The 12,989-nt window shown below is 43.1% G+C and carries 10 protein-coding genes; all 10 read right to left on the reverse strand.

Annotation, left to right across the window (positions count from 1 at the left end):
* Positions 1-2,010 (reverse strand): DUF1430 domain-containing protein, encoded by a 2,010-nt coding sequence (locus I872_RS04495; protein WP_015604958.1) that lies wholly within the window; start codon positions 2,008-2,010, stop codon positions 1-3.
* A gap of 312 nt (positions 2,011-2,322) precedes the next feature.
* Positions 2,323-3,312 carry a lipoate--protein ligase gene (locus tag I872_RS04500; RefSeq protein ID WP_015604959.1) on the reverse strand — a complete coding sequence of 330 codons (990 nt, stop codon included), beginning with the start codon at positions 3,310-3,312 and terminating at the stop codon, positions 2,323-2,325.
* A gap of 14 nt (positions 3,313-3,326) precedes the next feature.
* Positions 3,327-5,030 (reverse strand): dihydrolipoyl dehydrogenase, encoded by a 1,704-nt coding sequence (lpdA, locus tag I872_RS04505; protein ID WP_015604960.1) that lies wholly within the window; start codon positions 5,028-5,030, stop codon positions 3,327-3,329.
* Between the two features lie 72 nt (positions 5,031-5,102).
* Entirely contained in the window at positions 5,103-6,146 is a 1,044-nt protein-coding gene (locus tag I872_RS04510) for a dihydrolipoamide acetyltransferase (protein ID WP_015604961.1), read from the reverse strand.
* Positions 6,147-6,365: 219 nt separating this feature from the next.
* Complete coding sequence (locus I872_RS04515; RefSeq protein ID WP_015604962.1) at positions 6,366-7,358, reverse strand: alpha-ketoacid dehydrogenase subunit beta; 993 nt, start codon at positions 7,356-7,358, stop codon at positions 6,366-6,368.
* A gap of 18 nt (positions 7,359-7,376) precedes the next feature.
* Entirely contained in the window at positions 7,377-8,345 is a 969-nt protein-coding gene (locus I872_RS04520) for a thiamine pyrophosphate-dependent dehydrogenase E1 component subunit alpha (RefSeq protein ID WP_015604963.1), read from the reverse strand.
* Positions 8,346-8,642: 297 nt separating this feature from the next.
* On the reverse strand, positions 8,643-9,809 hold the full coding sequence (locus I872_RS04525) for an ATP-grasp domain-containing protein (RefSeq protein WP_015604964.1): 1,167 nt from the start codon (positions 9,807-9,809) through the stop codon (positions 8,643-8,645).
* A 27-nt stretch (positions 9,810-9,836) separates the two neighbouring features.
* The gene (locus I872_RS04530) at positions 9,837-10,577 is read right to left on the reverse strand and encodes an esterase family protein (protein WP_015604965.1); all 741 of its coding nucleotides are present in this window, start codon (positions 10,575-10,577) and stop codon (positions 9,837-9,839) included.
* Between the two features lie 26 nt (positions 10,578-10,603).
* The gene (locus tag I872_RS04535; protein ID WP_015604966.1) at positions 10,604-11,428 is read right to left on the reverse strand and encodes an alpha/beta hydrolase; all 825 of its coding nucleotides are present in this window, start codon (positions 11,426-11,428) and stop codon (positions 10,604-10,606) included.
* A gap of 104 nt (positions 11,429-11,532) precedes the next feature.
* Complete coding sequence (gene trmFO, locus I872_RS04540) at positions 11,533-12,867, reverse strand: methylenetetrahydrofolate--tRNA-(uracil(54)-C(5))-methyltransferase (FADH(2)-oxidizing) TrmFO (RefSeq protein WP_015604967.1); 1,335 nt, start codon at positions 12,865-12,867, stop codon at positions 11,533-11,535.
* Positions 12,868-12,989 lie beyond the last annotated feature (122 nt).

The following is a 12,989-nucleotide window of genomic DNA, read 5'->3' on the forward strand; positions in this document are numbered from 1 at the left end:
TTAGGCTCCTTTCAGAATAATGGGCAAGAAATGCTCCTCTTTATGCGAGCGGTAAAGGAGAATCAGCCATGCATTGGCCGCAAACAATAAGAGCGTGACGAGAGCAATCCACCATTCCTGTGTGAGAAAGAAAATCAGGACACTACCTAATAGCAGCATGACAATCTCTGATATGAGCATGCTTTGGTGAATTTTCAAAAAGTCCATACCCGCAATCTTCTTCAGGAATATCGGTCTTCTAAACTCTTCAAAATAGAGGAAATTCATGGTGTTAAAGAGTAGAATGGAGGTCGCCATTCCGAAGATACCGCCAGCAATGGCCATGAGGTTCTCTAATTGAATGGATTGCATCATCTGCTGATAGACAGCTGCTGCATAGTCGTATTGACTTACGTTTTTTTCAAGCCCATTCTCAGCTACTAGCTTCTTGCTTTTTTCAAGTCCATCAAAATACAGATAAGGATTCAGATGAGAGAAATAAGGATTGTCGTAGCCACCAAAACTTTTAGGTCGAACAACAACTAAAATCGGGTCTGTCAGAAATTGCTGATAGTTCATCGGTGTATTATTATAAATAAACCGTTTTTGGTTGTTAGGAAGATAGGTCACCCGTGCTTTCATGGGTAACTGGCTCTTTCCTTGATCATCTCTAAGAGTCAGATAATCTTCATAGCGTTTTTTCAACTCCTCTTCTTGACCCTTTAACTTTTCAGGGAGCAAGAGTCCAAATTCTCCAGCTTGCAAGTGATTCAAGCGCTTTTTTTCCTCAGGAGAAACTGAGATCCTTTGGATATCAAGATAATTTGGAGTGACATACAGGGTATTGGCAAGAGGATCGTAATCTGTGATCGAAAGATCTCTCCCTGTTCTAGGATTATTCATGAAGCCTTTTGAATCAAAAGATGCGAGCTGATGATGGACCAAGAGACCACCTTTTTCGATGCCAGACTCGATGAGCTTAGACCATTTGGCTCTGTTCTCAATTTGCGTCTCTTTGTTTGTACCCTGTGAAAAATCCTCCCGATTTACACCAATTTGAACCCAATTCGTCTCTTTAGACCAAGCCAAACTTCCCTCTTGATAAGTCTGCCAGACAGAACCATAGATACTGACTCGATGGATAGCAAGGCCAATGAGAGCAACAGCGAGAAATTGACAGGTAAAGAGAAAAACTAAAATCCTTTTTACTGGAATTTTCCCTTTTAAAAGGCTAACCAAGTGCACCGTCTGGATGCTGAAAGCAAAGATAAAGGACAGGAGAGCTGATACGATGAGTAAGAGCATATTGTAAATGATACTACTCGAAATGATGAAGGAATAGGCAAAGGGGGTTAATTGTAAACAATAAATCAAAATGGATCCTAAGGCACTGGCTCCAATACATCCTAAAAGCAGCTCTCTGCTGTCTTCCATGAGAGAACGTCCAAAGAGTTGGTAACGTCTCATCCCTGCAATGTAACGAATCCCTGCACTCCTCAATTCAAGTGTTTTTTGAATAATGGCCAATGCACTAAAGCTAAGAATAAAAATAACCAAGGCTAAGGATTGGGAACCGGAACCAAAAAATGCCATAAAATTCTGCAAGAGATTAGGCTTATTCATGAAAGTCTTTGAGAAAGCAAGTTCGTGTAGTTTTTGATCCAACTTTTCGAGTGGTAACTTCCCTGAGAGTATATAGTAATTGGTAAGTAAGCTTTTCTTAGAAGCGACTTCTTTATCTGCTTTTTTGATGCCCTTTGGAAGCTCTCCCTCTCCGTAGATATCATAGGAGAACTTGATCTGACCTTGCGAATCTGTTTGTTGAATCTGGCGAGCGATTACACTATTGCTTTCCCTTGCTAACTGATCTAAGTTGGCCGAAAGCTCCTCATTGGTGATATTTCTTTCTTGTTTAAGAACTCCTACCACAGGGAGACTTCGGTGGATAAGCGTATTTGGCGAAATAAAGGCAATCCAAAGAAGAAAGCTGGTGACAAAAAGATTAGAAAAGATAATAAAGACTCGTTTCATAAGATCACACTTTCTAAAGAGAGATTGAAGAAAGATACTTCAAACTTTTCAAATGACTTTATCCATCTATAGTATATCATAAAAGCAACATATTAGAAATTATTTATAGGTAAAAATGAGTTCAAAAAAGAGGCTAGGACAGAAGTCCTAGCCTCTCAATTGTCTTTGGATTGTCGAGCAAGACGCAGTGGCTGAGTGGGCTCTACTACGCCAATTTCATCAGCTTTTACAGCCCTACTCAACTGTGCGGAGGTGGGACGACGAAATCGAATTCTAACGAATTACCGATTTCTGTCCCACTCTCTTATGATTTTATCCTACTACTGCTTCAGCGATTTCTTCACGACTGATACCGGCAAAGTAGCGGGTAATATCTATTGTTTCCAGTGCTTTGAGGACATCCTCACGTTCATATCGAACACCGCGAAGGACATCTTCTACTGCTGCGACGTCTTCGATACCAAAGAAGTCACCATAAATCTTGATGTCTTGGATTTTAGACTCGATAACATTGGCAAAAACTTCGACCTTACCACTAGGGAATTTTGTTCCACGACGGACGTTAAACTCAGGTGATTTACCGTAATTCCAGTCCCAAGTACTAAATTTAGTATCCTTGATACGATTGATTTCCGCCAATTCTTCTTCTGAGAAGACGTATTCTGTCATCTCAGGGTATTCTTTTTTCATATAAGCCAGGAGAAGATCTTTAAACTCTTCAACAGTGATTTTCTCTGGTAGCTCGTCCACAATATTGGTCACACGAGCACGGACAGATTGAACTCCCTTGGATTCAAACTTATCCTTAGAAACCTTAAGGGCATTGGCCAAGACTGACAAATCCACATCAAAGAGCAGACAGCCATGGTGCATGATACGGCCATTGATATAGGCTTGGGCATTGCCACAGAATTTCTTGCCATCAATTTCTAAGTCATTCCGGCCAGTGAATTCAGCCTTTACACCAAGTTGAGCCAAGGTATTGATTACTGGCGTTGAGAAAGATTTAAAATCAAAGGCTTTATTCTCATCTTCTTTGGAAATAATCGTGTAGTTGAGGTTGTTAAGATCGTGGTAGACAGCTCCACCACCGCTAATGCGGCGCACAACTTCGATACCATGTTCCCGTACATAGTCGCGGTTGATTTCTTGGATGGTGTTTTGATGGCGCCCGACAATAATTGATGGCTTATTGATCCAGAGCAGGAAAATTTGATCCTCATCAAGGAGATGCTTAAAAGCATACTCCTCGAGAGCGATATTAAAGGCAGTATCATTGCTATTGTTAATGATATATTTCATTGACGAGACATCCTTTATTTTTTCTTAGGTGAGTGGATAGCCATTCCCAAAACATCCGCAAACGCTTCGTACATCACTTCAGAATATGTAGGGTGTCCGTGGATGGTCTTGAGCATTTCTTCAACAGTGATTTCCATTTCGATGATGCTTGATGCTTCGTTGATCAATTCTGCAGCTGCAGGACCAATGATGTGAACACCAAGGATTTCTCCGTACTTCTTATCAGCGATAACTTTCACAAAACCTTGAGCCGCGTCAGAAGCAATCGCACGACCGTTAGCCGCGAAGTTGAATTTACCGATGGCAACATCGTATTTCTCACGAGCTTGTTCTTCAGTCAAACCAACTGCAGCAACTTCAGGAAGCGTGTAGATAGCGGCTGGAGTCAAGTTGAGTTTCGCTACGACGTGGTTTCCTTTAAGCGCATTTTCAGCTGCTACTTCACCCATACGGAAGGCTGCGTGGGCCAACATCTTGGTACCGTTGATATCGCCCGGTGCGTAAATACCTGGAACAGATGTTTCCATGTACTCGTTGACTTTGATACGGCCACGATCCAATTCGAACTCGACATCGCCAATACCTTCTAGATCTGGCACACGACCAATTGAAAGAAGGGCTTTGCTTGCGATGATATCATCTTTTCCTTCAACCTTGATACGAAGTTTGCCGTTTTCTTCGATGATTTCTTCCAACTTAGTTTCAGTCAGAATTGTCATACCCTTGCGCTCCAAGATGAGACGAAGGTTCTTAGAAACTTCCGCATCCATGGCTGGAACGATACGATCCATCATTTCAACAACCGTAACTTTTGAACCAAAGGTCATGAAGGCTTGGCCAAGCTCAATACCAACAACCCCACCACCGATGATCACGAGGCTTTCTGGCACTTCGTTCATTTCAAGAATGTCATCACTGGTCATCACAAGAGATGATTCCATACCAGGAACGTTAATCTTGCTGACTTTTGAACCACCAGCAAGGATGATCTTCTTAGTTTCAAGCAATTCTGAACCATTTACCAAAACATTCTTGTCTTTAGTAATGGTACCGACACCCTTATGAACATCTACGCCATAGCTGCGGAGAAGACCGGCAACTCCACCTACCAAAGTATTGACAACTTTAGACTTGGTTGCTAGGAGTTTGTCCATATCGACTGTGAAGTTTGGATTTTCGATGACAATACCACGGTTTGCTGCATGACCGATGTTTTCGATGATTTCAGCATTGTGAAGGTAAGTCTTGGTTGGGATACAGCCACGGTTCAAGCACGTTCCACCGAGTTCAGATTTCTCAACAAGGGCAACCTTGCCACCAAGTTGAGCCGCTTTGATGGCAGCTACGTATCCAGCAGGACCACCACCGATAACAACGATATCGTAAGCATCATCGCTCTTACCATCGTCGTTTGAGGCACTAGCTGAAGGTGCAGGGCTAGCTGCTGGCGCTGCTGCTCCTGCCGTTGGGATATTTTCGCCTTCTTCACCAAGGTAACCGATAACTTCCGTTACAGGGACAGTTTCGCCATCACCCTTGAGAATGGCAATCAGGTAGCCATCTTCTTCTGCTTCCAATTCCATGCTGACCTTGTCAGTCATGATTTCCAAAAGGATTTCCCCTTCTTTGACAAATTCGCCGACTTTTTTATTCCATTGGACAATTTGTCCTTCGGTCATATCCACGCCGGCTTTTGGCATAATTACTTCTAAAGCCATTTTTCTTTCCTTTTCTAATTAGTTCTTCATTTGCTGAGCGATTCTTTGCTTTTCAGACTAGCAAAGAAAATCTTATACCAACATTGAAATTGGGTCTTCAATCAGAGCCTTCAAGTCCTTCATGAACTTAGCTCCTGCCATTCCATCAACTACACGGTGGTCAATGGTCAAGCCCAAGCTCATAATTGGACGGATAACGATTTCTCCATTCACAACGACTGGTTTTTCAACCGTTGAGCTGACACCCAAGATAGCAGAGTTTGGTTGGTTGATGATTGGTCCAAAAGACTGTACACCAAACATTCCCAAGTTACTAATCGTGAAGGTTGAGTTTTGTAGCTCGCTCGGTGCCAATTTGCCATCCAAAGTACGTCCGATAACGTCTTTAAAGGCCACAACTAACTCTGACAAGCTCATTTTTTCTGCGTTGTAGACGACTGGCGTCATCAGACCATTGTCCATACCGACCGCCATAGCCAAATTCACATAATTGTGAGTGATGATCGTCTTACCTTCGTCCGTCAATGAAGCGTTGAGATAAGGGTGCTTCATCAATGTCTTGACAACAGCAAGCGAAAGCAGGTCTGTCACCGTGACTTTCTTGCCAGTTGCTTCTAGGATTGGCTCTAGAACTTTTTTACGCAGAGCCAACATCTCTGTCATGTCAACATCATAGTTGAGGGTAAAGGTTGGCGCAGTTAGGTAAGATTCAACCATCCGTTGTGCGATAACCTTCCGCATTGGCGTCATTGGAATCCGCTCAATTTCACCGTAAGGAGTGATGTTGTCTGGAACTTCTTCCACTTTCTCGATTTGAGCAGGAGACTTAATCGTATCCGACTCAATATTTTCAGGCAGAAAGGCAAGGACATCTTTTTTCATAATCTTGCCACGATGGCCAGTTCCTTGAATTTCTTGCCAAGCGATATTATGTTCTTGGGCAATTCGTTTTGCCAGTGGTGAAATCCGCACCACGTTTGTATCTTTAAAAGTTTCCACGTCTTCTTTGTGGACACGACCGTTTGCGCCTGAGCCAGAAACATCATAGAGGTTGATTCCCAAATCATCCGCTAACTTTCTGGCAGCAGGAGTCGCTCTTAGCTTATCATCAGCCATGACCTCTCCAATTCTAATTATGATACTAAGGGCACTGACTGCAAAGAAAAATAGTTTCAATTCCTTCCAGTCGTAACCCTACAAGTTATTTTAATGCTATTTGTAACGACTAGCAGCCATCACAAAAGTTTTAACTTCTTTGACCCTCTACACAAGATTAGATTACATAAATAATTCTATGTAATCTAATCCACGAGAAAGCCTTTTCTTTATTATACCTTATTCTTTATGATATGTCTTCCGAATAGCGTCTTTGATGCTTTCAACAGTCGGAATCATCGCGTTTTCCAAGTTTTGTGCATAAGGCATTGGCACATCTTCACCAGCACAACGGCGGATTGGTGCATCTAGATAGTCAAATGCTTCAGACTCGGCAATAATCGCTGAAATTTCACCAATAAAACCGCTGGTTTTGTGAGCATCATTGACCAGAACGACCTTACCAGTCTTTTTAACAGAGTTAATGATAATGTCCTTATCAAGCGGCACCAATGTACGTGGGTCAACGACTTCTACAGAGATACCTTCTTCTGCCAATTCTTCAGCTGCCTGCATGACACGACGCAGCATTTTTCCGTAGGTAACAACTGTTACATCAGTACCTTCTTTTTTGATTTCGCCAACGCCAAGCGGAATAATATACTCAGGATCGACTGGCACTTCCCCTTTTTGGTTAAATTCAGACTTGTATTCCAAGATAATGACTGGGTTATTGTCTCGGATAGAAGCTTTGAGGAGGCCTTTCATATCAGCCGGAGTACCTGGTGCTACTACCTTCAATCCTGGAATGTGGGTAAACCAAGATTCCAAAGACTGAGAGTGCTGGGCAGCAGAGCCAACTCCATTACCAGCTGCGCAGCGAATGGTCATTGGAACTTGCCCTTTACCGCCAAACATGTAGCGAGTTTTAGCCGCTTGGTTGACGATATTATCCATGGCAATCACAGCGAAGTCCATGAAGGTCATATCGACGATTGGACGAAGGCCAGTCATGGCTGCTCCTGCTGCTGCTCCAGAAATAGCTGCTTCTGAAATCGGACAGTCACGTACACGCTCAGGTCCAAACTCTTCCAGCATACCAACGGATGTTCCGAAATCTCCACCAAAGACCCCGACATCCTCTCCCATCAAGAGTACATTTTCATCGCGACGCATTTCCTCAGACATAGCGAGGATAATGGTGTCACGAAAAGACATAGTTTTAGTTTCCATTTTCTTTTCCTCCTCTCTTTAGTCTGCGTAAATATCTTCAAAGGCAGATTCAAGCGGCGGGAATGGGCTTTCTTCTGCAAACTTGACAGATGCTTCTACTGCTTCTTTGACTCCAGCTTGGATAGCTTCTAGCTCTTCCTCGCTTGCAATCTTGTTTTCCAGCAGGTATTTACGAAGATTTTCGATTGGATCTTTCTTCTTCCATTCGTCTACTTCTTCACGAGTACGGTATTTACCTGGGTCAGAAGATGAATGTCCCAACCAGCGATAGGTCACACTCTCGATTAAGACAGGTCCTTTACCACTGCGAACATGCTCGACAGCCTTTTGGAAGCCTTCATAAACATCCAGAACATTATTGCCATCTTCGATGAACATACCTGGAATGCCATAGGCTGCACTACGTTGGTGAATATGGTCAACATTAGTCATTTTCTTAATATCAGCAGAAATACCATAGCCGTTATTGATACAGTAGAAAATAACTGGCAGATTCCAGATGGAAGCCATGTTAACAGCTTCGTGGAAAACACCTTCGTTGGTCGCACCGTCACCAAAGAAGCAGACAACAATCTTGCCTGTCTTTTTCATTTGCTGGGTCAGAGCTGCTCCGACAGCGATTCCCATACCGCCACCTACAATACCATTGGCACCAAGGTTTCCAGCATCCAGATCGGCAATATGCATAGAGCCGCCTTTTCCTTTACAAGTACCATTATACTTACCAAGGATTTCAGCCATCATACCATTCAGGTCAATGCCTTTAGCAATGGCTTGACCGTGTCCACGGTGATTAGAAGTGATTAAATCATCCGGGTTCAAAGCTAACATTGCACCAACGTTTGCTGCTTCCTCACCAACTGAAAAGTGAGTCATGCCTGGAACTTTTCCTTTTTTTACAAGTTGCGCAATTTTCAAGTCCATGCGACGGATCTCTTCCATCTTACGGAACATCTCTAATAAGAGAGATTTATCTAAAGTTGACATTTCTTTGCCTTTCTAAAACGCTGTTCAATCGTGAACTAAGACAATCGTTGGTAGCTGACCAAGTCGTACTGAGCTTTCATGAATATCACACGCGCTCGAATTGTCCTATAATTCCGAATGATACAGGGTATAAGCATTATTTATTTCTATTCTATTCTAGCGAATATTGAAAGCACTGTCAAAGTTTTTGCTCAAATTTTTTCACAAAGAAAAATCAGCATATCGCATGGATACGCTGATTGATGAAACAAAAATAACAATTTCACAAACTATTATTCCTAGATTTTTTGAATGCTTCTATTCTGCTTTCTTTCCAAAGTCAGCAATCATTTCTTCCATCTGCTCCCGACTTGGAGTGGTCAGCATGTAGAGATAGTCTCCTTGCAACTCTGCAAAGGCCGCTGGCATGTCTTTTTTGACTTTAAAATTATCCCGATATTTCTCTAGCAAATCCGCCTCTGAATAAGCATAATGAGAGCTTGCGCGACGAGACGTTGCCAAGCAGAATAATGGCTCTACGTCTGACTCAGGGAAAGGCTCACCCACCACAATATTCGCGTATCCACGATAGAGATCAATCGAATGAGCATAGTTATAAACATCGATGGTAAAGCCACCTGCTGGACGATTATTGTATTCGATAGCTATGTAATCACCGTCTTGACGGAAAAACTCGATATGGAAAAAGCGCTCTTTCATGCCAAATGCTTGGACGATGGCCTCGCCATAAGCACGAAGTTTTGGATCCATCTCCTTGAGGATATAGTAAGAATTATCCATTTTATAAAGCATGAGGTCTAGCGGGGTATAGGCGTAGTCAAAAGTCGTTGAAAAGACTATATTTCCCTCAGAATCAATCAGCCCATCAAACGTACAAATCTCACTAGAAGTCACAAATTTTTCAAAGAAATAGACGGTTTCCTGATCCCACTCAGCCTTGAAATGCTCGACATCTGCAGCTGTTTCAATCTTAAACGTGGCTGCAGCTCCTACTCCATTATCTGGCTTGGCAATCAGAGGCAGACCGATTTTTTTGACAGCCTGATCCACATCCGATAGTTTTTTAACAACCTGGCCTGGAACGACTGGCACACCAGCTTTTTTAAAGAGTTTCTTCATCTCTGATTTAAACTTGGTCTTTTTCAGATCATTCGGTTTGGCTCCAAAAACGTTGAATTGTTCCCGCAATTGGGCATCTTGCTCCAGCCAGTATTCATTGTGGGATTCAATGCGGTCAATCGGTCCATGTTTGTAGAAAAGGAAGGCTACCGCACGTTTCACTTCGTCCAGATTTTCCAAATTGTCAACACGGAAATACTCGGTCAATGCGTTCTGGAGGCCTGGACCTAACTGCTCATAGGGCTCCTGTCCGATACCAAGCACTCTAACGCCCTTGTTAGCCAGCTCAATCGTAAACTGCTGGAAATTTTCCGGATAATAAGGTGAAATAACAATATAATTCATAGTAAGACTTCCTTTCTACTTAACATTTTAGAGATTTAACTGGCTCAAGAAATAAGGCATCTGCTTGCGCCACCAAATCCAATCATGGGACACATCATGGCCCCATTCAGCAAACCAGGCTGGAATATTTTTGTGTTCGCAGGCTTCTTTCAGTGTATAGAATGAAGGAAGACCATCCTGCTCCCAGTCGCCCAAACCGGTACAAACAATAATATCAGCCTGTCGATAGCGGTCAATAAACCAGCCATCATTTTGGTTCCAGATATAGTCAGCAGGTGAGTTTTGATAAATGGCTTCGTCGTTCAAATTGTCACCAACAAAGAAGCGTGCGTCATAGACACCACTGAGGGCAATCACTTTATTGAAAACATCTGGATGCTGGAGGAAGAAATTGACAGCATGATAACCCCCCATAGAGCAGCCTGTCGTCATCATTGGGTTAAACCAGCCTGTCTTGTGTTTGATAAAGGGAATCGCTTCTTCAATAACATAACGCTCATAAGCACGGTGCATCTCAGCACGGTCATGGGGATGTTTCCAGTCCGCCAGCCAGCTTTCGCTATCTACGCTGCTCAAGGTGAAAAATTGCACCTTCCCTGTCTCAATGAACCAAGAGCAGGCTTCAATCATGCCGAAGTCAGCATATTCGTTGTGAGAACCACCTGACGAAGCAAAGACTACCACTGGAATTCCAGCATGACCGTAACGATTGACATACATTTCACGGTTCAAGTGACCGCTCCAATGACTTAAAAATTCTACATGCATTTCTTTTCTCCTTTTTGCTTCTTTTCCTACCACTTTTCACTGATAAAGCGGAAACAGTCGGGCAGATTTTCCGCCCAGTCCACTTCATTGTGAATCGCTCCTGACTGGATTTTGATGTGGAGATTGTCCAGCTCCACACCAGCAGCGATCAGCTGACGGTAATAACTGAGCGAAGAATCAATGTAGGCTTGTTTGATATTGCCTGCCATGAGGGTCTTGTCAGTATCATCAGCTTCCTCTGTTCCAACATAGATGAATACTCGCTGGTCAGAGTGCAACTTCTGGCGTTCTATATAGCGATCAAAAGCTTCCTGATGGAGCCAGTTTGCTGATGAAAAAACGCCCAGACAGCCGACCTGATCCTGATATTCAATGCCAATAAACTGGGTAATATTGCCACCCAATGAAGAACCAATCATAGCTGTATGCTGGCGGTCAGCCTTCGTCCGATAGTTTTCGTCAATAAAAGGTTTGACGACATCCATGACGAACTCAGCGTACTCTGTGCCCTTACCACCAAACTGGACACCAGGAATATTGGATTCTTGAAATTTCCAAGCGGAATACTCATCCATCCGTCGTGGTCCATCATTATCAATGGCCACGACTATCATTTTTTCAATATCGGGATTGCGCTTGATTGTCGGAATCACTTTCCAAGAATGGCCACTGAAAGACTCCTTGCTATAAAGGACATTTTGGCCATCGTGAAAATAAACGACAGGATAGGTCTTTTTAGTATCTTGTTCATAATTTTTAGGAAGCAAGACTCGCACGCGCCGCTTTTGTTTAGTGTAAGGAACCACCAACTCATGAGTTTTCATATCAAGATAGAAATAGGATTTATTCATTTTCAGAAAACTTTCTATTTTCAAAATTTTATTTATTATATCATAATTTAAGCAAAAAAGTTAGGAAATACCTAACTTTTTGAGATTTTCAGGGAAAAATTACTCTACTTTTCTAAATAGGGCGCTAAATCTGCCAGTGCCCGCTCAGCAATCTTCTCATAGCGCTCCTTCTTATCACGAATCCGAGGGCCTTCCAGTTCTTTGATGATACCAAAATTAACATTCATGGGTTGGAAATGCTTGCTGTCAGCATGAGTGATATAATGCGGCAAACTACCGATAGCTGTTGTTTCTGGAAAGACAAGCGCTTCTTCTCCATTGAAGAGTCGAGCGGCATTGATACCAGCTACCAAACCAGAAGCTGCTGACTCTACATAACCTTCAACACCTGTCATTTGACCAGCAAAGAAAAGATTGGGCTGTTTCTTAGAGCGGAAAGTCTGCTCCAGCAGGTTTGGAGAGTCCATATAAGAGTTTCGATGCATGACACCGTAGCGAACAAATTCGGCATTTTCAAGGCCGGGAATCATCTGAAAGACCCGCTTTTGCTCGCCCCATTTGAGATGGGTCTGGAAGCCAACGATATTGTAGAGACTGCCTGCTGCATTATCCTGACGAAGCTGCACCACAGCGTATGGAGTCTTATATTCACCATCCCGAGGACCTTGGTAATCATCTGGGTATTCCAAGCCAACCGGCTTCATCGGTCCATAAAGCATGGTTTTAATGCCTCGCTTAGCCATAACTTCAATAGGCATGCAGCCTTCAAAGTATTTTTCCTTCTCAAAGGAATTAAGCGGTGCTTCCTCCGCATTGACCAAAGCCTCATGGAAATCCATAAATTCTTGCTTGGTCATGGGAGCGTTGAGATAGGCTGCTTCCCCCTTATCATAGCGTGATTTGAGGTAGACCTTGGTCATATCAATGGTATTGACATCAATGATTGGTGCTGCCGCATCGTAGAAATAAAAGCCGTCGCCGCCGTTGAGCGCGTGAATTTTTTCGGCCAAAGCATCGCTAGTCAGCGGACCTGTCGCAATGACTGTAATGGCATCTTCTGGAATTTCGGTGATTTCCTCGCGCATGACTTCAATCAGTGGATGATTGGATACTAGCTCAGTCACCATCTGCGAAAAACCTTCTCTATCAACTGCTAGAGCACCACCCGCTGGCACCCGAGTCGCTTCTGCTGACTTTAAGATGACTGAGTCCAACCGTCTCATTTCTTCCTTGAGCAGACCGACTGCGTTGGTCAGCGCATCTCCTCGCAGAGAGTTAGAGCAGACCAATTCTGCAAAGTCTGCAGTTTTGTGTTGAGGCGTCGACTTGACACCCCGCATTTCATAGAGTTTAACTGGAATTCCACGCTTAGCAATCTGATAAGCCGCTTCGCTGCCAGCAAGACCAGCTCCGATAACATTGATATAAGATTGAGACACGACACTAATACCTCTTTGGGTGGAACCTAAGTCCATATCAAAACAATCCACTGAACTGTTTGCACCCACAAATCTTTCTAAATTAATACTTGGTCCATTATACCAAAAAGCTAAGTAAAAAG

Origin of the sequence: Streptococcus cristatus AS 1.3089 (genome assembly GCF_000385925.1) — a bacterium.
Lineage (GTDB): Bacteria > Bacillota > Bacilli > Lactobacillales > Streptococcaceae > Streptococcus > Streptococcus cristatus_B.

Coding starts and splice junctions, on each gene's coding strand:
- I872_RS04510 (WP_015604961.1), bottom strand. CDS start 6,146: ATGGCTGATGATAAGCTAAGAGCGACTCCTGCTGCCAGAAAGTTAGCG.
- I872_RS04525 (WP_015604964.1), bottom strand. CDS start 9,809: ATGAATTATATTGTTATTTCACCTTATTATCCGGAAAATTTCCAGCAG.
- I872_RS04500 (WP_015604959.1), bottom strand. CDS start 3,312: ATGAAATATATCATTAACAATAGCAATGATACTGCCTTTAATATCGCT.
- I872_RS04520 (WP_015604963.1), bottom strand. CDS start 8,345: ATGTCAACTTTAGATAAATCTCTCTTATTAGAGATGTTCCGTAAGATG.
- I872_RS04515 (WP_015604962.1), bottom strand. CDS start 7,358: ATGGAAACTAAAACTATGTCTTTTCGTGACACCATTATCCTCGCTATG.
- I872_RS04535 (WP_015604966.1), bottom strand. CDS start 11,428: ATGAATAAATCCTATTTCTATCTTGATATGAAAACTCATGAGTTGGTG.
- I872_RS04530 (WP_015604965.1), bottom strand. CDS start 10,577: ATGCATGTAGAATTTTTAAGTCATTGGAGCGGTCACTTGAACCGTGAA.
- I872_RS04495 (WP_015604958.1), bottom strand. CDS start 2,010: ATGAAACGAGTCTTTATTATCTTTTCTAATCTTTTTGTCACCAGCTTT.
- lpdA (WP_015604960.1), bottom strand. CDS start 5,030: ATGGCTTTAGAAGTAATTATGCCAAAAGCCGGCGTGGATATGACCGAA.